The following is a 17,468-nucleotide window of genomic DNA, read 5'->3' as shown; positions in this document are numbered from 1 at the left end:
CTCGGAACGTCAGCGGGGTCAGGCTGTTTTTAGCAGACGCGCGTAAAAGAAACCGTCAGCATCGTTGTCACCCGGCAGGCGCTGGCGCGCAATCCCCTCGCAATCGAGGCCGAATGTGTCATCCAGAGGCTGTGCCGCTGCGTCCGGATGCCACTTCAGGAAGGCTCGCACCTGATCGACGTTCTCGGCGCGCAGGATCGAACAGGTGGCGTACAGCAGCACGCCTCCCGGGCGCAGCATCGACCAGCAGGCCTCCAGCAGGCGGGCCTGCACGCCGACCAGCGCATCGATGTCCTCGGCGCGGCGGTGGAACATCACGTCCGGCTGGCGGCGGATCACGCCGGTGGCCGAGCACGGGGCATCCAGCAGGATGGCGTCGAACGGCGTGCCATCCCACCAGGCCCCGGGATCGCTGGCATCGGCCACCCGGGTCTGCGCGCCCTCACCCACACCGGTGCGGGTGTAGGTATCGCGGGCGCGCGCGAGTCGACGCGCATCGATATCGAGCGCCAGCAGGCGCAGACTGGGGTCACGTTCCAGCAGGTGCGCCGACTTGCCACCGGGTGCCGCACAGGCGTCCAGCACGCGGGCGCCGGTCGCGGGCGCCAGCGCGTCGGCTGCGCATTGCGCCGACAGGTCCTGTACCGACAGTGCACCGTCGGCAAAACCCGGCAGCTGGTTCACCGCAACGGGGGCCGCCAGGCGCAGTGCATCGGCGCAGAGCGCGCTGGGTTCGGCGGCAATGCCCGCCTCGGCCAGTGCCGCCAGTGCCTTGTCACGGCCGCCGTGCTGGCGGTTGGCACGCAGCCACAACGGTGCCGGTTGCAGGCTGGCGCTGAAGATCGCGTCGGCCTGTGCCGGCCAATCGCGTTCCACCGCATCGGCCAGCCATTCCGGGAAGGCATCGCGCGCCGGCTGCTCCGGGAAACCTTCGCGCTGCGCGCGGCGCAGGATCGCATTGACCAGGCCGGCCTGGCGCTCACGGCCCAGCGCACGCGCGGCATCGACCGTGGCCGACAGCGCCGCATGCGCCGGCAGTTCCAGAACGTCCAGCTGGGCGAAGCCCACCATCAACAGGGTGCGCAGATCGGCGTCGCGCGCCGACAGCGGCTTCTGCATCCACGACTGCAAGGCAGCGTCATAGGTACTGCGGCGACGCAGCACCGCAAAGCACAGCGCTTCCAGCAAGGCACGATCGCGGCTGTCGGCCAGCTTCGGCAGCGCCCAGGCCAGTTCGGCCTTCAATGAACGGCCACGGGTGAACACCTGTGCCAGCACACGTGCGGCCAGCATGCGGGTGGCCGCGCCCGGCGCCGCCTTGGCCACGGAGAAATCGTTCTGCTTCGACACCGCTTATGCTCCCACGCGCAGATCACGGCGGGCGTTGAGGTAGTCGGCGGCGGTGATCGCCTTGCCGCCTTCGCGCTGCAGCGTACGCAAGCGCAGTGCGCCCTGGCCGCAGGCGATGTCGATGCCATCGCGGCTGGCCGCCAGCACCGTGCCCGGCGCTTGGCCGTGGGCCTCCTCCAGCGCCACCGCGCCATGGATGCGCACGCGTTCGCCAGCCAGCGTCGCTTCGGCGATCGGCCACGGATTGAAGGCACGCACGGTACGCGCCAGCACATCGGCGCCCTGCGCCCAGTCCAGACGGGCTTCGGCCTTGTCCAGCTTGTGCGCATAGGTCACGCCCTGCTCCGGCTGCGGCCGCGCGATCGGCTTGATGCCGGCCCGCAGCAGGCCCAGGCCGTCGGACAGGACCTGTGCACCCAGCTCGGCCAGCTTGTCATGCAGCTGGCCACCGGTATCGGTGGCAGCGATCGGCAGTTCCTGGTGCAGCAGCACCGGGCCGGTATCCAGGCCCGCTTCCATCTGCATCAGGCACACACCGGTCTTTGCGTCACCGGCCTGGATCGCGCGCTGGATCGGCGCCGCCCCGCGCCAGCGTGGCAGCAGCGAGGCATGCACGTTCCAGCAGCCGTGGGTCGGGATCGCCAGTACCGCCTTGGGCAGGATCAGGCCGTAGGCCACCACCACCATCAGGTCCGGCTGCAGGTCGCGCAGCTGCTGCTGTGCAGCCTCGTCCTTCAGTGATTCAGGCTGGTAGACCGGAATGCCACGGGCCACGGCCTCGAGCTTGACCGGCGACGGTGCCAGGCCACGGCCACGGCCGGCCGGCCGGTCAGGCTGGGTATAGACGGCCACGACCTCGTGGTGGCGCGCCGCGGCGCGCAGCGACGACACCGCGAATTCCGGCGTACCGGCAAAGACAATCCTCATGGCTACCCCACTTGCAGGATGGATTCGTGCAGGAAACAAAACGGCGCCGTCGGCCGGCGCCGTGCAGCCCGCGCGCGTCGCGCAGGCACGGGCCACCCGAAGGGCGGCCCGGATGGGCGATCACGCCACGTGCTTGCGCTGCTTGGCCAGCTTCTTGCGGACCATCTCGCGCTTGAGCGGCGACAGGTAGTCGATGAACAGCTTGCCGTCCAGGTGGTCCATCTCGTGCTGGATGCAGGTGGCCAGTACTTCACCCGCCTCCAGCTGCTGTTCCTGGCCGTTGCGGTCCAGGTACTTCACGGTGATGGTGTCGGCGCGGGTGACGTCGGCGAAGATGCCCGGGACCGACAGGCAGCCCTCCTGGTACACCCGGCCCCCGTCCCTGGCGACGATTTCCGGGTTGATGAACACATGCGGTTCATTCTTTTCTTCACTGACATCGATGACCATGAAGCGCTTGTGCACGTCCACCTGGGTGGCCGCCAGGCCGATGCCCGGGGCGTCGTACATGGTCTGGAACATGTTGTCGATCAGTTCCTGGAAGGCCGGCGTGGTGACTTCGGCGGCGTCGATCAACGCAGCCTTGGTACGCAGGCGCGGATCGGGGAACTCGAGAATGGGGAGAAGGGCCATGGCTGTTTCCGGATAGGGGGCCGGCACGCCGGCATACGTCGCAGATTCTAGCTCCAACGCTTGCCTTGCGCCCCGGTTTCTGGACTATAGTGCGTGGACCTGTTGGGGAATCAGGGCTTCACACCTATGTTGCTTCGTTTTCGTACGGTCGTCGCCGCGGCGATGCTGACCGTGGCTGCCTATGCTACCGCCGTGGAAGTGAATGGCGGGCACCCGGACACCTATGTGGTCCGAAAAGGGGATACGTTGTGGGATATCGCCGCACGTTTCATGCAGAAGCCTTGGCTGTGGCCGGAGATCTGGCAAGCCAATCCGCAGATCGCCAACCCGCACCTGATCTATCCAGGTGACGTGCTGAGCCTTGCCTACCTGGACCGGGTGACCGTGTCCCAGGCCGGCCCGCGCCAGGAGGCCCCGATCGACGCCATTCCGCTGGCCCAGGTCGAGCCGTTCCTGAAGCAGTTGAGCGTTGTCGACAGCATCAAGCAGCTGCCCTACGTGGTCGGCCTGGAGGACAGCCGCCTGCGCGTGTCCGGCGGTGACACCGTCTACGTGCGCCTGGCCGATGCCCAGGTGGGCCAGCGCTGGGCCGTGGTACGCCCGACCGTACGGTACGCCCAGCCCAAGCCGACCGAAGACCTGACCGCCAATGGCGACGTGACCCCGGGCAGCGGCAACCTGTGGAAGGCCTACAACGCGCCCAACGCCCGCCGTGGCGTGCTCGGCTACGAGCTGGCCCAGGTCGCTACCGGCACCATCACCCAGATTGCCGGCGGCAAGGTCGAGGCCTCCACGCTGGTGCTGGACAAGAACGACGGCGGCCGCGAAGTGCGCGCCGGTGACCGCCTGGTGCCGGTCGAAGCCAAGCCGTACGACCTGCAGTTCATCCCTCATGTACCCGCTGCCGGTGTCGAGGGTGTGGACGTGCGCGTGCTGGCCGTCACCGACATGTTCAATGCCGGTGGCCCGCGCGACGTGATCGCGATCTCGGCCGGCCGTGCCCAGGGCGTGGACAACGGCACCGTGTTCTCGCTGTGGCGCCCGGGCCGCCATGTGGCGCACCGCATGAAGTACCCGAACTCCTCGCGCATGGACGACTCGCTCAGCACCGGCGCGGGCCGGGTCTCGCTGCCGGATGAGTATGCCGCACACGCGATGGTGTTCCGTACCTTCGACAACGTCAGCTACGCGCTGGTGATGCAGGGCGTGAAGCCGGTGCAGGTCGGTTACAACGCGCTGCACCCGGACGCGAAGTAACCGTTGCCGGGCGTGCCGGCCGCTGCCCGGCAGGCGTCTGCGGGAAAACCTGACGATCACGTGCGAAGGCGCCCTAGGGCGCCTTTGTTGTGTGCGGCCGATAGTGGGGGATGACCACGCATGCATATGAGGCGCTGCTGCGCCTGTTGATGGCGGGAGGCGCACTGGCGCCACGACGGGCCCTGCTGCAGGCCGCGGGCGGTGCGCAAGCCGCCATCGCGCAAGGCCCGGCGAACTGGCGCGCGCACGGCTGCACGCCGGAGCAATGCGCCGCGCTGGAACGTCCCGACGCCCGGGCGTGTGCATCCGCCCTGCGCTGGCTGGAACAGGACAACCATCACCTGCTGCCCTGCACCGATCCGGCCTTTCCACCCTCGTTGCTGGAGGTGCCCAACCCGCCGCTGGCGCTGTTCGTCGCCGGAGACCCCAGCCTGGCCTGGCGCCCGTCGGTGGCGCTGGTCGGCAGCCGTTCCCCCACCCCGGGCGGGCGCGCACTGGCCGCGCGTTTTGCCGGCTGTTTCGTCGAGGCGGGCCTGGCGGTGACCAGCGGCCTGGCCGCAGGCATCGATGCCGCTGCGCACCAGGCCACGCTGGAGGCCGGTGGCTGCACCGTGGCGGTGATCGGCACGGGCCCTGACCGCGCCTATCCGGACAGCCACGCCCGGCTGCAGGCGCGCATCGCCGCCGAGGGCGTGGTGCTCAGTGAGTACCTGCCGGGTACGGCGGCCCGCCCAGGCCACTTCCCCGCGCGCAACCGGCTGGTAGCCGGGCTGGCGCTGGCCACCGTGGTGGTCGAGGCCGCGCAGCGTTCGGGCGCGCTGATCACCGCGCGCCTGGCCGCCGAGGCAGGCCGCGAGGTCTGTGCCCTGCCCGGATCGGTGCTCAACCCGCGCGCGGCGGGCTGCCACCGCCTGATCCGCGAGGGCGCGGCGCTGGTCGAGCGCCCCGAGGAGGTTCTGGAACTGCTCGCCCCTGCCCTTCGCCTGCAGCTGCCGGGCTTGCAATCGCGGCTGTCCACCCCCACTGAACAGGCACTGCCGGCCCTCCTGCCGGCGCGCTGGGCCGACGACCCTGACTACCAGTGCTTGTGGCGAGCCCTGGACCACAACCCAAGCGGTATGGATTCACTGATCACGCGCTGTGGATTGACGGCGCCCCAGGTGTCCTCCATGCTGCTGGCCATGGAACTGGCGGGAATCGTGGTGTGCGTACACGGCCGCTACTGTCGAACTCCCTAGTTTCTTCACCTCCACAGCGTCGCGCGACGCAGGCCGAGGGGCAATGAAAGAGAGCATCCTGGATGTACTGCTGTACCTGTTTGAACACTATTTCAGCGAAGATGCGGACCTGATCCGTGACCGCGATTCGCTGCAGAACGGCCTGATCCAGGCCGGTTTCAGCCCCACCGAGATCAACAAGGCGTTCGACTGGCTCGATGCCCTGGCCGCGCAGCGGCCGAGCGTGGCCCAGGCGCGGGTCGATGGCCCCGTGCGCATCTACCATGGCCCCGAGCTGGACAAGCTGGATGTGGAATGCCGCGGCTTCCTGCTGTACCTGGAACAGCACGGCATCCTCGACGCCGACCAGCGCGAGCTGGTGCTGGACCGGGCGATGGCCCTGGACCAGGACGAACTGGACCTGGACGACCTGAAATGGGTCGTGCTGATGGTGCTGTTCAACCAGCCCGGCTCCGAAGCGGCCTATGCCTGGATGGAGACGCAGATGTTCATGGACGAGCCAGAACCCCTTCACTGACCGTACACTTGGGGGCATAGCGCATTCAGGAGCGTCCCCGTGAGCGAGTGGTTCCATGCAGAAGGCAACCGGCAGCAAGGCCCGCTGCCGGCGGAACAGTTGGTCGAGTTGTTCCGAAACAACCAGATCTCCCTGGACACCCTGGTCTGGCGCGACGGCCTGCCGCAATGGCAGCCCTTGCGCACCGTTGTCGACGAGCTGGGCCTGATCGTGCCGGCGCTGGACGTTGCTGCGCCGGCCCAGCAACCCGAACCCGAACCCGAACCGGTCGCGCCGCCTCCGCCGCAGCCGCCGGTGCTGCCGCCGTCCACGCCCTATGCCACCCAGGCGGCAGCCGGGGTCCTGCCGCCGCCGAAGAAGAAGCTCTCCGGTTGCGCCCTGACCGCAATCATCGGCGGCGGCCTGCTGCTGGTACTGGTGCCGATCATGGCCATCCTCGCGGCGATCGCCCTGCCCGCGTACAAGGACTACACCGTGCGTGCCAGGATCGCGACCGCGGTCAATGCCCTGCAGCCGCTGAAACAGCAGGTGCAGCACTTCGCCGACGATGAAGGCCGCTGCCCCGGCGCCAACGATGCCGGTTTCCCGGCCCCGGGGGACTTCAGCCAGGCCGGCCTGTCGGCGGTGAACATCGGCCGCTTCAACAACGGCCACTGTGGCATCGAAGCAACGCTGGCCGTGCCCGGCAAGAGCCTCGATGGCGACCTGCTGTGGCTGGAATATGATCGCGACAGCGGCCGCTGGGAATGCAGCGGTGAAAGCGACGACAAGTACCTGCCGCCGTCGTGCCGCGGCTGAGCCACGCGCACGGCAGCACCTCCAAGGACGATCCAACAGGGAACATGCAATGACTGAGTGGTACTACGCCGTAGGACAGCAACGCCAGGGCCCGCTGTCGGTCCAGGAGATCCGCCAGCGCTTCCAGCGCGGCGAACTGAACCTGGACACCCTGGTCTGGCGCGAAGGCATGGCCCAGTGGGCTGCACTGCGCCAGGTGGTCGATGAACTGGGCCTGCAGACGCTGGCCGACGCCAGCACCGCCACTGCCAGTGGCGGCTTCGACCTGCGCAGCGACTACGCCGCCATCGACAACGGCACTGCGCCGCTGCCTGGCACGGGCGCGCTCAGCAGCTCACCCTACAACGCACCGGCCGCCGCCGCTGCCGGTGGCGCGCGGCCGGTGATCGGCGGCGAGGTGGTCTACGCCGGCTTCTGGAAGCGCGTCGCGGCCTACATGATCGACTACTTCGTGCTGGCCGTGCCGGGCGGCATCATCGGCGCCATCATCGGCGTGGTGCTTGGCGCCAGCATGGGCGCGGTGGGCAGTGGCGAGACCTCCATCGAAATCGTCGCGCAGCTGGCCAGCGCGCTGATCAACATGGTCATCGGCGTGGCCTACTACACCTGGTTCCATTCCTCCCAGGGCGGCGCCACGCTGGGCAAGATGGCGGTCGGCATCAAGGTCGTGCGCAGCAATGGTGACCGCCTGACCCGTGGCCGCGCCTTCGGTCGCTACTGGGCCATGCTGCTGAGCAGCTTCACCCTGGGGATCGGCTTCCTGATGGCCGCCTTCACCGAGCGCAAGCAGGGCCTGCACGACATGATCTGCGACACCCTGGTGGTCGACCGCTGGGCCTACACCGACCAGCCGCAGCTGCAGCGCCATGAGCTGGGTACGGTCACCATCGTGATCCTGGTACTGACCGGCCTGCTGACGGTGGCGGGCCTGGTGCTGCTGGTGGCTGCGGTCGGCTTCATCGCCAAGATGGCCTCATGAACGGCCATCCTCACGTCTGGCTGCTTGACAGGGGCTGGCCGGGCGTGATTCCTCTAATAAGGTGAAACCTGAACGCCCGGCACACTACCGGGCGTTCAGCGTATTGATTTGTCCGTGGCCGCTTCACTAATGCGGCCGTTTGCTCCACCCTAGCGGCCCCTTCCCTGCGGCTCGCCCCACAGACACTGCTGCCATGCCCAAGCACCTGCTCATCGTCGAATCGCCGGCCAAGGCCAAGACGATCAACAAATACCTCGGCAAGGACTACACCGTCCTGGCCTCGTATGGGCATGTGCGTGACCTGATTCCGAAGGAAGGCGCGGTCGACCCGGACAACGGGTTCGCCATGCACTACGACGTGATCGACAAGAACGAAAAGCATGTCGATGCGATCGCCAAGGCCGCCAAGGGCGCCGACGACATCCTGCTGGCAACCGACCCGGATCGCGAGGGTGAAGCGATCAGCTGGCATATCGCCGAGATCCTGAAGGAACGCGGGCTGGTCAAGGACAAGCCGATGCAGCGCGTGGTGTTCACCGAGATCACCCCGCGCGCCATCAAGGAAGCGATCAGCCAGCCGCGCGCGATCGCCAGCGACCTCGTCGACGCCCAGCAGGCCCGCCGCGCGCTGGACTACCTGGTCGGCTTCAACCTGTCGCCGGTGCTGTGGCGCAAGGTGCAGCGCGGCCTGTCCGCCGGCCGCGTGCAGAGCCCGGCGCTGCGCATGATCGTCGAGCGCGAGGAAGAGATCGAAGCCTTCATCGCCCGCGAGTACTGGTCGATCGCTGCCGAGTGCGCGCACCCGTCCCAGCACTTCAATGCCAAGCTGGTCAAGCTGGACGGGCAGAAGTTCGAGCAGTTCACCGTCACCGATGGCGACACCGCTGAAGCGGCGCGCATGCGCATCCAGCAGGCCGCGCAGGGTTCGCTGCACGTCACCGACGTGGCCAGCAAGGAGCGCAAGCGCCGCCCGGCGCCGCCGTTCACCACCTCCACCCTGCAGCAGGAAGCCTCGCGCAAGCTCGGCTTCACCACCCGCAAGACCATGCAGGTGGCGCAGAAGCTGTATGAGGGCGTGGCCATCGGCGACGAAGGCACCGTCGGCCTGATTTCGTACATGCGTACCGACTCGGTGAACCTGTCGCAGGACGCGCTGGCGGAAATCCGCGACGTGATCGCCCGCGACTACGGCATCGCCTCGCTGCCGGACCAGCCCAACACCTACCAGACCAAGTCGAAGAACGCCCAGGAAGCGCACGAAGCGGTGCGCCCGACCTCGGCCCTGCGCACGCCGTCGCAGGTCGCCCGCTTCCTGACCGACGACGAGCGGCGCCTGTACGAGCTGATCTGGAAGCGTGCGGTGGCCTGCCAGATGATCCCGGCCACGCTCAACACCGTCAGCGTCGACCTGTCGGCCGGCAGCGAACACGTGTTCCGCGCCAGCGGCACCACCGTGGTCGTGCCCGGCTTCCTGGCCGTGTACGAGGAAGGCAAGGACAACAAGAGCGCCGAGGACGAAGATGAGGGCCGCAAGCTGCCCGCGATGAAGCCGGGCGACCGCATCCCGCTGGAACGCATCCTGGCCGAACAGCATTTCACCCAGCCACCGCCGCGCTACACCGAAGCGGCGCTGGTGAAGGCGCTGGAAGAGTACGGCATCGGCCGTCCCTCGACCTACGCTTCGATCATCCAGACCCTGCTGTTCCGCAAGTATGTGGAAATGGAAGGCCGCAGCTTCCGCCCGTCCGACGTGGGCCGCGCGGTGTCCAAGTTCCTGTCCAGCCACTTCACCCAGTACGTGGATTACGACTTCACCGCCAGGCTTGAGGACGAGCTCGATGCCGTCTCGCGCGGTGAGGAAGAATGGATCCCGCTGATGGCCCGTTTCTGGGAGCCGTTCAAGGAACTGGTCGAAGACAAGAAGGAATCGGTCGACCGCGCCGAGGCCAGTGGCGCGCGCGAGCTCGGCACCGACCCCAAGACCGGCAAGCCGGTCAGCGTGCGGCTGGGTCGTTTCGGGCCGTATGCCGCCATCGGCAGCACCGCCGAGGACGCCGAGGAAAAGCCGAAGTTCGCCTCGTTGCGCCCCGGCCAGTCGATGCACACCATCTCGTTGGAAGACGCGCTGGAACTGTTCCTGATGCCGCGCGCGCTGGGCGAGGACAATGGTGAGCCGGTCAGCGTCGGCATCGGCCGCTTCGGCCCGTTCGCCAAGCGCGGCAGCACCTACGCCTCACTGAAGAAGGAAGACGACCCGTACACCATCGACCTGGCCCGCGCCGTATTCCTGATCGAAGAGAAGGAAGAGATCGCGCGTAACCGGATCATCAAGGAGTTCGAGGGCAGCGACATCCAGGTGCTGAACGGCCGCTTCGGCCCGTACATCAGCGATGGCAGGATGAACGGCAAGATCCCCAAGGATCGCGAGCCGTCATCGCTGACCCTGGCTGAAGTGCAGCAGCTGATGGAAGAAACCGGCAAGCCGGTGCGCAAGGGCTTCGGCGCCAAGAAGGCCGCTGCGAAGAAGGCACCGGCCAAGAAGGCTGCGGTGAAGAAGGAAGCAGCGCCGAAGAAGGCCGCGGCCAAGAAAGCGCCGGCCAAGAAGGCTGTGAAGAAAGCTGCCGCAAAGAAGGCACCGGCGAAGAAGGCCGTCAAGAAGACCGCTGCAAAGAAGTAGATCCACGCCATGCGCGGATGAGGGGTAGTGCCGGTCGCTGGCCGGCAACACCTGGAAGCCTCGGATGCCGGCCAGCGGCCGGCACTACCGAGCGGGCGCGTTCCACCCCTTCTGCACGCAGCGGGGGGATAATGGAGGCCCACGCCGGGCCGGTCGCCGTCATGAAAGAACTCACCCTGAACTCTGCTGTCGCCACGCTCCGCGCCGGTGGCGTGATCGCCTATCCGACCGAAGCGGTCTGGGGCCTGGGCTGCGATCCGTCACATGAAGCCGCGGTGCACGCGGTGCTGCGGCTGAAACAGCGCCCGATCGAGAAGGGCATGATCCTGGTCGCCGCCGAACTGTCGCAGCTGGAGGGCTGGGTCCGCCTGCAGGCGCTGCCCGACGCCCGCCAGCGTGCGGTTCTGGCCAGCTGGCCGGGCGCCAACACCTGGATCCTGCCGGCCGGTCCGCGCGCCCAACCGTGGGTCACCGGTGAACACAGCGGCATCGCCGTACGCATCAGCGCCCACCCACTGGTCGCCGCCCTGTGCCGCGCCTGGGGCGGGCCGCTGGTCTCCACCAGCGCCAACCTGGCAGGTGAACCGCCGGCACGCAGTCGCGCCGAGCTGGATCCGCGCCTGCTGCGCCTGCTCGATGGCCTGCTCGATGGCGAGACCGGTGGCCTGGCCCAACCGACCCCGATCCGCGACGCGCTCAGCGGCAACGTGCTGCGCTCCTGAGCGGACGATTGCACTGCCACGCACAATCACGCACCCTGCCGCCATGAACCTGCTGCGCACCGCCTTGGGCCTGTGCCTGCTGCTGCCATGGACCGCACCGGCCGCAGAGGACGTGCGCGTCTATCGCTGCGTCGCCAGCAATGGCGCCGTGGCCCTGCAGGACAGGCCCTGCAGCAGCGGCCGGCAGGAAGTGCGCGACCTGCAGCGCCCGCGCGACCCGACGCCACGGGTGGTGCGCAGCGATGCGACGCCCGCGCCTCCCGACGAGGTTCCGGTGATGCGCGATCGCGAAGTCCGCCACGTCTACATCCAGCCGCCACAGCCGTTGTACGAATGCGTGAGCGACGACGGTCGCCGCTATACCAGCGACAACAACGAGGGCAATCCGCGCTGGGTACCGTTGTGGACCAGCGTCTGGCTTCCGCACGGGCACCACGGCCCGGTCCATCCCGGCCCACGCCCGGCCTTCGGCACGCCGGTCGGCCCCCCCATCGGTGAAGGAACCGGCTACCGGCCGCCCGCGGTGGGTGTCGGTGTGCAGGTTCCGGCCGGCAGCGTGCTGGTCCGCGACAGCTGCCATGCGCTGCCGCCGCAGGAAGTCTGCGCGCGCCTGCGCGACCGCCGCTGGGAACTGGACCGCCGCTACAACAGTGCGCTGCAGAGCGAGCGTACTGCCATCAGCAACGAACAGCGTGGCATCGACGCACGCCTGTCGCGGGACTGCGACCGCTGAGCGCAGCACCTGCCGTGGCATGTACGCTGTGCGCATGAAGAACCTGATCTGGCTGGCCCTGGGCCTGTTCGCCGGCAACGCAGTGGCCGACGACGGGGTGATCTACCGCTGCACTTCCAGCAACAGCGATGTGCCCACCCTGCAACGTACGCCCTGCCCTGCCGGCAGCAAGCAGCAGGTGGTGCGGATTCCGGCCGCTGCCAGTGCGTCGCCCACGCCGACCCCTGTGCCGTCGCCACCCGAACCGGCGGCGGCGGGTATGCCGCCGGCTTCCGCGCCCAGCCCCCGCCGCCCCGGCGAAGGACGCACGATCATGGAAGCCGGCATGGTCGAACGCGAAGGCGGCGATCTGATACTCGACAGTGCATCGCTGCCACGCCAGGCTGATGCCGCGCCGGACAGCAATGCGCCGCCGAAGCCGCCGCTGCCGCCCATCTTCCAGTGCACCGACAGCCAGGGCGGTGGCTACCTGCACGAATACGAAGCTGCCCCCGGCCGCTGCGAACCGATGACCGTGCAGGGCCTGGGCGGCGCCACACCGGTCAATGCTGCAGGCTGCGAAGTGGTGCGCGACCGCTGCGAGGAACTGCCGGAAGCGCAGCGCTGCAGCAGCTGGCAGCAACGCTTCCGCGACGCACGTGGCCGCGAGCGGTTCGCCTCGCCGGAGAACCGCGACAAGGCCCGCGGGGAACGCGAACGGTTGCAGGGCGTGCTGGAGGCCAGCAACTGCCCGGTACCGGGGTGACTGCCATGCGGTAGTGCCGGCCGCCGGCCGGCAACTGCAATCACCTGAAGATCCCGTGGTTGCCGGCCAGCGGCCGGCACTACCACCGCATGATCAGAACCCGTAGCGCAGGAAACCGCCATCCACTGCGATGCATTCGCCGGTGACATAGCTGGCCGCCGGCAGGCACAGGAAGCCCACGGCTGCGGCCACTTCCTCCGGTTCACCGATGCGGCGCATCGGCGTGCGGTTGACCACTTCCTCGTAGTAGTCCGGGTCCGACAATGGACCGGACGTGCGCCGCGTGCGGATGTACCAGGGCGCCACCGCGTTGACCCGGATGCCATCCTCCGCCCACTCGACGGCCAGGTTGCGCGTCATCTGGTGCATCGCGGCCTTGGTCATGCCATAGACCACGCCACTGCGCACGTGGGTCAGGCCGGACACGCTGCCGACGTTGACGATGGACGACGACGCATGCCGCGCCAACAGCGGATGCGCGTAGCGCGACAGCTCGAAGGCCGAGAACAGGTTGGTCTCGAAGATCTTGCGCCATTCGTCCTCGGAATACTCCGTGGCCGCCTTGGTGACGTTGCCACCGGCGTTGTTGACCAGGATGTGCAGGCCATCGCTGTGGTCTTCCACCCAGTCCAGGATCTGCCGGCGGTCCTCGTCATCGGAGACATCGGCAGCCAGCGCGTGCACCTGGTGCTGCGGATACACGTCCAGCAGTTCGTCGCGCGCCGTCTCCAGCATATCGATGTCACGGCCCACGATCATCAGGTCGGCACCGAGGCCGGCCAGTTCGTGCGCGATGGCCAGGCCGATGCCGGCGCTGGCGCCCGTAATCAGGGCAGTCTGGCCGTCCAGGCGCCACCGTTGCTGGGTCATGTGTCCTCCGGGGCCGCGCCCGCTGTGTTTCGATGCCGCAAGGATACGCGCTCACGGCGGCGCTCGGCCGGGGATGCGACACTTGCCCATACGCCCACCGCGGAGAGCCGCCATGCGCATCCTGATCCTGTCCACGTCGCTGCTGGCCAGCCTGCTGCTGGCGGCCTGCCAGCGTCCGCCCACGCCGAACCCGGAGAAGCCACCGGTGCCACGAGCGATGTCGCGTGCGATCAACGAGCCGCTGGACCGCGCCAAGGACGTGCAGAAAACCGTCGATGAGGCTGCCGCGCGTGAGCGCAAGGCCGAGGCCGACGCGGCGCAATGACCGGTGGGGTCAGAGCCCTTTGCGAAGCCAAGGGATCCGACCCCATGAACGAAAACGCCCGGCCTGAGCCGGGCGTTTTCATTCGATAGCGTTGCCGGTCAGAACCCGCAGAAGCAGTACGCCAGCGCCTTCACCGGTGCGCCGTTGCCCTTTTCGCGGGCCGCGTTCTCGACGAAGCGCAGCTGCGTGTCCACTTCCGGCATCGTGCGTGCCAGCATCATCCGCGCCATGCCCGAATCGGACAGCATCCAGGCACCGGCACGACTGCCGGCGAAACCGCTGACGAACTGCGCGAACGGCGTGGCTGCCTTCTCGATGTAGCGCACGCGATAGGCATCGGACTTGCCCAGCTTGGCGCGGCTGGCCGCATCGGCCACCGCATCCCTCAGGCCACCGAAGGCATCGACCAGGCCGCGTTCCTTGGCCTGTGCACCGCTCCACACGCGGCCGCGGGCCACCTCGTCCACGGCCTCGACCGGCTTCTTGCGCGCGTCGGCGACGCGACCGGTGAAGTCGGCGTAGCCTTTGTTGATCACCGACTGGATGACCTGTCCCACGGCCGGATCCATCGGGCGGGTGACATCGAATGCACCCGCAAAACGGGTGGTGCCGACACCGTCAGTGTGCACGCCGATCTTGTCCAGCGCGCGGCTGAAGTTCGGTACCATGCCGAAGATGCCGATCGAACCAGTGATGGTCGACGGATCGGCGTAGATGCGATCGGCATTCATGCTGATCCAGTAGCCACCGGAGGCAGCCAGGTCGCCCATCGACACCACCACCGGCTTGCCAGCGGCCTGCAGCGCCACCACTTCACGGCGGATCTGCTCGGAGGCGAACACCTCACCGCCCGGCGAATCGACGCGCAGCACCACGGCCTTCACGTTGTCGTCGTCGCGCGCGGCGCGCAACAGCGCTGAGGTCGACTCGCCGCCGATGCGGCCGGCCGGCAGGTCGCCACCGCTGATCTCGCCGGCAGCCACCACCACGGCCACCTGCGGACGCGAGTCCACCGGGTTGCGGCGGGCGTCGAGCAGGGCCAGGTAACGGCCGAAGTCGACGTTGCGGAAACCACCGTCGGCGTCTTCGTCGGCCACGCCGCGCTCGATCATCAGATCCTCGAATTCCTCGCGGGTCTTCAGCGCGGTCACCAGCTTCTGCTGCAGCGCGAACTTGGCCAGGTCGCCACCGGCGGCGGCAATGCCTTCCGGCAGCGTGTCGATGCCGGCAGCCAGCTGTGCCGGATCCAGGCGGCGCGCCTTGGCGATGTCGCCCAGGTAGCGCTGCCACACATCGTTCATCCAGAACAGGTCGGCTTCCTTGGAGGCCGGCGACGCGGCGTCAAGCACGTACGGTTCGGCCGCGGACTTGTACTCGCCCACCTTGAACAGGTGCACGTCCACGCCCAGCTTGTCCTGCAGGCCGGTGCGGAAGTACTGGCGGTAGCGGCCGAGGCCTTCGAGCACGACCGAACCCATCGGGTCCAGGTAGACCTCGTCGGCCTGTGCAGCCAGCAGGTACTGCGACTGGCCCATGCTCTCGCTGTAGGCCACCAGCTGCTTGCCGGAAGCGCGCAGGTCCTGCAGCGCGGCGGCGACTTCACGCAGCGAGGCGAAGCCCGACGGCTGCAGCTTGTCCAGCTCCAGCACCACGCGCTCGATCTTCTTGTCTTCCTTGGCCGACTCGATCACCCGCAGCAGGTCGCGCAGCTGGATCTCTTCGGCACCGTTGTCACCCACGGCCTTGGCCAGTGCGCGGCTGACCGGATCGGCACTGAACTGCTCGACCAGGCGGCCTTCCGGCGCGATCACGAGCGTCGTGCGGTCCTGCAGCGACTTGCTGGCACCGGCACCCATGCCGGCGGCGATGACGAACATCACCAGCAGCAGGAACAGCAGGCCGAAGAACACCAGGTTGAGGATCAACCGGCGGGTGAAGTTCATGACGTCCCACAGCCCGATGAAGAAACTGGCGACGGGGTTGCGACGCGCCGGGGGCAGCGGGGGCACGGGTTGATTCATGGAACGCTCCGGATGGCTTCTTGCCGTGGTACCAGCATAGCCGGTGCCGCGCGATGCGGCATCGGACACAAGTCAGGGGATCGCCCGCCATGGGTCGGCATGGCGGGCAGGACGATCAGGACAGCGCGGACTGCCCGATGCGCTGGCTGCTGCGGCGCAGGCGCCAGCCCATCAGGATGGCAGCGGCGGTCAGGCCGACGATCAGGCCGATCCACATGCCCTGCGGGCCCATGCCCAGCCCCAGGCCGAGCCCGGCGCCGAGCGGCATGCCCAGGCCCCAGTACGCGAACATGGCGATGAACATCGGCACGCGGGTGTCCTTGAGGCCGCGCAGCGCACCCGCCGACAGCACCTGGATGCCGTCCGGGAACTGGAAGGTGGCCGCGTACAGCAGCAGGGTCGAGGCCAGGCCGGCCACTGCCAGGTCGTTGGTGTACACACCGACGATGGCATCGTGGCCGAACAGCAGCACCGCCGCTGACAACGTCTGCGTGCCCATGATGATCGCGTAACCGGCCCACGCCGCACGCCGTACGCCGAAGCCGTCACCACGGCCGACCGCATGGCCGACGCGCACGGTGGTGGCCTCGGCCACGCCCATCGGGATCATGAAGCACAGCTGCGCGACGTTGATCGCGATCTGGTGTGCCGCCGCTTCATTGGCACCCAGGCGGCCGATCAGCAAGGCGGTGACGATGAACAGGCCGCCTTCCATCAGCACGGTGATGCCGATCGGCAGGCCGGTGCGCAGCAGCTCCCAGATCGCCTTCCAGCGCGGTCCCTCGAAGTGGGAGAACAGCTGCAGATGGGCAAAGCGCTTGGTCCGCCACAGATACAGGGCGAATGCGGTCGCCTGCAGCCACATCATCACCGCCGAAGCGATGCCCAGGCCCTCGGCCCCCAACTCCGGGAAGCCGAGCTTGCCATTGGCCAGCACGTAGCCCATCGGCGCCAGCACCAGCAGGCCACCGAAGCCGAGCAGCATGGTCGGCAGCGTCCAGTGCATGCCCTCGCTGAGATAACGCATGCAGAAGTACAGGGTCAGCGCCGGGCCACCCCAGCGCACCGCATGCAGGAACGCAGTCGCCCCCGGCACGATGTCCGGCGCGATGCCGAAGGCCGGCAGCAGCGGCGGCACCACGGTGAGGAAGGTGAACATGATCAGCCCCAGCCCCAGCGCCAGCCACAGTGCCTGGCGGAACAGCGGGCCGATCTCGCGCTCGCGGCCGGCGCCGTGCAGCTGCGACACCGAAGCGGTGAGGGAGATCAGGGTGCCGATCGGAATCAGCATTGGCAGCCACAACAACGCCGTACCGATGGTGACTGCGGCAAGGGTCGCCGTAGCGTGGTGGCCGGCAATCACGTTGTCGACGAAGGAGATCAGACCGGTGGACACATGGCCCAGCACGAGCGGCAGGGCGAGCAGACCGGTGGCGCCGACTTCCTTGCTGAAGCGCGGCGTGGAGGTTGCAGTAGACATAAGGTGCTTGACGCGAACTGCGGTTGCGCGCGAAGGGCACAGGCACCGGGTTGCGGGCGCCCATCTTACGCGGGCGGCGCCTGCATTCCCATGACATGGCGTGAATGCTGGGTTTCAGCCGCCCCAAGCAAAAAGGGGACGGAGGGGATTAAGTCGCATTCGGCACTGACTGGCCTGATACGACTTAATCCCCTCC

Annotated in this window: 16 protein-coding genes; 10 read left to right on the top strand and 6 right to left on the bottom strand. The window is 68.0% G+C overall.

Features of this window, described 5'->3' with window-relative positions:
• Positions 1-18 precede the first annotated feature (18 nt).
• The 3 genes from rsmB to def all read right to left on the bottom strand — a co-directional run bounded on the left by rsmB (position 19) and on the right by def (position 2,910).
• Entirely contained in the window at positions 19-1,350 is a 1,332-nt protein-coding gene (gene rsmB, locus ACM0PB_RS05005) for a 16S rRNA (cytosine(967)-C(5))-methyltransferase RsmB (RefSeq protein WP_065196856.1), read from the bottom strand.
• 3 nt (positions 1,351-1,353) lie between these two features.
• Positions 1,354-2,277 carry a methionyl-tRNA formyltransferase gene (gene fmt, locus ACM0PB_RS05000; protein ID WP_053496981.1) on the bottom strand — a complete coding sequence of 308 codons (924 nt, stop codon included), beginning with the start codon at positions 2,275-2,277 and terminating at the stop codon, positions 1,354-1,356.
• Positions 2,278-2,397: 120 nt separating this feature from the next.
• A complete protein-coding gene (gene def / locus ACM0PB_RS04995; protein ID WP_005419619.1) occupies positions 2,398-2,910 on the bottom strand; it encodes a peptide deformylase in 513 nt (170 codons plus the stop codon).
• A 126-nt stretch (positions 2,911-3,036) separates the two neighbouring features.
• On the opposite strand from def, the gene ACM0PB_RS04990 reads away from it, so the two are divergent.
• From ACM0PB_RS04990 to ACM0PB_RS04950, 9 genes are all read left to right on the top strand, one after another.
• Positions 3,037-4,167, top strand: coding sequence for a LysM peptidoglycan-binding domain-containing protein (locus tag ACM0PB_RS04990; protein WP_414604569.1), 1,131 nt, complete (start codon positions 3,037-3,039; stop codon positions 4,165-4,167).
• Between the two features lie 110 nt (positions 4,168-4,277).
• Positions 4,278-5,405, top strand: a complete 1,128-nt coding sequence (dprA, locus tag ACM0PB_RS04985) for a DNA-processing protein DprA (RefSeq protein WP_065186323.1) — start codon at positions 4,278-4,280, stop codon at positions 5,403-5,405.
• Between the two features lie 43 nt (positions 5,406-5,448).
• Positions 5,449-5,922: a DUF494 family protein gene (locus ACM0PB_RS04980; protein ID WP_005419622.1), complete on the top strand. Its 474-nt coding sequence runs from the start codon at positions 5,449-5,451 to the stop codon at positions 5,920-5,922.
• A 39-nt stretch (positions 5,923-5,961) separates the two neighbouring features.
• On the top strand, positions 5,962-6,720 hold the full coding sequence (locus ACM0PB_RS04975) for a pilin (RefSeq protein WP_005419623.1): 759 nt from the start codon (positions 5,962-5,964) through the stop codon (positions 6,718-6,720).
• A gap of 49 nt (positions 6,721-6,769) precedes the next feature.
• Positions 6,770-7,699, top strand: coding sequence for an RDD family protein (locus ACM0PB_RS04970; protein ID WP_065178799.1), 930 nt, complete (start codon positions 6,770-6,772; stop codon positions 7,697-7,699).
• 193 nt (positions 7,700-7,892) lie between these two features.
• Positions 7,893-10,376 (top strand): DNA topoisomerase I, encoded by a 2,484-nt coding sequence (locus tag ACM0PB_RS04965; protein ID WP_005419627.1) that lies wholly within the window; start codon positions 7,893-7,895, stop codon positions 10,374-10,376.
• 131 nt (positions 10,377-10,507) lie between these two features.
• Positions 10,508-11,098, top strand: coding sequence for an L-threonylcarbamoyladenylate synthase type 1 TsaC (gene tsaC / locus ACM0PB_RS04960; RefSeq protein WP_081275815.1), 591 nt, complete (start codon positions 10,508-10,510; stop codon positions 11,096-11,098).
• Positions 11,099-11,141: 43 nt separating this feature from the next.
• A complete protein-coding gene (locus ACM0PB_RS04955) occupies positions 11,142-11,831 on the top strand; it encodes a hypothetical protein (protein WP_065186322.1) in 690 nt (229 codons plus the stop codon).
• A 34-nt stretch (positions 11,832-11,865) separates the two neighbouring features.
• Positions 11,866-12,576 (top strand): hypothetical protein, encoded by a 711-nt coding sequence (locus ACM0PB_RS04950; RefSeq protein ID WP_414604570.1) that lies wholly within the window; start codon positions 11,866-11,868, stop codon positions 12,574-12,576.
• Positions 12,577-12,669: 93 nt separating this feature from the next.
• Here the strand turns inward: ACM0PB_RS04950 and ACM0PB_RS04945 are convergent, their stop codons facing one another.
• Positions 12,670-13,446: an SDR family oxidoreductase gene (locus ACM0PB_RS04945; RefSeq protein WP_005419635.1), complete on the bottom strand. Its 777-nt coding sequence runs from the start codon at positions 13,444-13,446 to the stop codon at positions 12,670-12,672.
• A gap of 112 nt (positions 13,447-13,558) precedes the next feature.
• On the opposite strand from ACM0PB_RS04945, the gene ACM0PB_RS04940 reads away from it, so the two are divergent.
• Entirely contained in the window at positions 13,559-13,771 is a 213-nt protein-coding gene (locus ACM0PB_RS04940) for a hypothetical protein (protein ID WP_065178801.1), read from the top strand.
• 98 nt (positions 13,772-13,869) lie between these two features.
• Here ACM0PB_RS04940 and sppA read toward each other — a convergent pair whose 3' ends face one another.
• The gene (gene sppA / locus ACM0PB_RS04935) at positions 13,870-15,792 is read right to left on the bottom strand and encodes a signal peptide peptidase SppA (protein ID WP_171956146.1); all 1,923 of its coding nucleotides are present in this window, start codon (positions 15,790-15,792) and stop codon (positions 13,870-13,872) included.
• A 115-nt stretch (positions 15,793-15,907) separates the two neighbouring features.
• Complete coding sequence (locus ACM0PB_RS04930) at positions 15,908-17,272, bottom strand: MATE family efflux transporter (protein WP_005419642.1); 1,365 nt, start codon at positions 17,270-17,272, stop codon at positions 15,908-15,910.
• Between the last annotated feature and the right edge of the window lie 196 nt (positions 17,273-17,468).

This window comes from Stenotrophomonas sp. AR029 (assembly GCF_047520695.2).
GTDB classification, from domain to species: domain Bacteria; phylum Pseudomonadota; class Gammaproteobacteria; order Xanthomonadales; family Xanthomonadaceae; genus Stenotrophomonas; species Stenotrophomonas sepilia.
The sequence above is the reverse complement of the archived record's forward strand: the minus strand, read 5'-3'. Positions and strand labels throughout refer to the sequence as shown.

What these genes read in the sequence shown, in the direction of transcription:
- ACM0PB_RS04930 (WP_005419642.1), bottom strand. Translation starts at nt 17,272, where the DNA reads ATGTCTACTGCAACCTCCACGCCGCGCTTCAGCAAGGAAGTCGGCGCC.
- ACM0PB_RS04990 (WP_414604569.1), top strand. Translation starts at nt 3,037, where the DNA reads ATGTTGCTTCGTTTTCGTACGGTCGTCGCCGCGGCGATGCTGACCGTG.
- ACM0PB_RS04955 (WP_065186322.1), top strand. Translation starts at nt 11,142, where the DNA reads ATGAACCTGCTGCGCACCGCCTTGGGCCTGTGCCTGCTGCTGCCATGG.
- def (WP_005419619.1), bottom strand. Translation starts at nt 2,910, where the DNA reads ATGGCCCTTCTCCCCATTCTCGAGTTCCCCGATCCGCGCCTGCGTACC.
- dprA (WP_065186323.1), top strand. Translation starts at nt 4,278, where the DNA reads ATGACCACGCATGCATATGAGGCGCTGCTGCGCCTGTTGATGGCGGGA.
- sppA (WP_171956146.1), bottom strand. Translation starts at nt 15,792, where the DNA reads ATGAATCAACCCGTGCCCCCGCTGCCCCCGGCGCGTCGCAACCCCGTC.
- ACM0PB_RS04980 (WP_005419622.1), top strand. Translation starts at nt 5,449, where the DNA reads ATGAAAGAGAGCATCCTGGATGTACTGCTGTACCTGTTTGAACACTAT.
- ACM0PB_RS04945 (WP_005419635.1), bottom strand. Translation starts at nt 13,446, where the DNA reads ATGACCCAGCAACGGTGGCGCCTGGACGGCCAGACTGCCCTGATTACG.
- tsaC (WP_081275815.1), top strand. Translation starts at nt 10,508, where the DNA reads ATGGAGGCCCACGCCGGGCCGGTCGCCGTCATGAAAGAACTCACCCTG.
- ACM0PB_RS04950 (WP_414604570.1), top strand. Translation starts at nt 11,866, where the DNA reads ATGAAGAACCTGATCTGGCTGGCCCTGGGCCTGTTCGCCGGCAACGCA.
- ACM0PB_RS04940 (WP_065178801.1), top strand. Translation starts at nt 13,559, where the DNA reads ATGCGCATCCTGATCCTGTCCACGTCGCTGCTGGCCAGCCTGCTGCTG.
- ACM0PB_RS04965 (WP_005419627.1), top strand. Translation starts at nt 7,893, where the DNA reads ATGCCCAAGCACCTGCTCATCGTCGAATCGCCGGCCAAGGCCAAGACG.
- fmt (WP_053496981.1), bottom strand. Translation starts at nt 2,277, where the DNA reads ATGAGGATTGTCTTTGCCGGTACGCCGGAATTCGCGGTGTCGTCGCTG.
- ACM0PB_RS04970 (WP_065178799.1), top strand. Translation starts at nt 6,770, where the DNA reads ATGACTGAGTGGTACTACGCCGTAGGACAGCAACGCCAGGGCCCGCTG.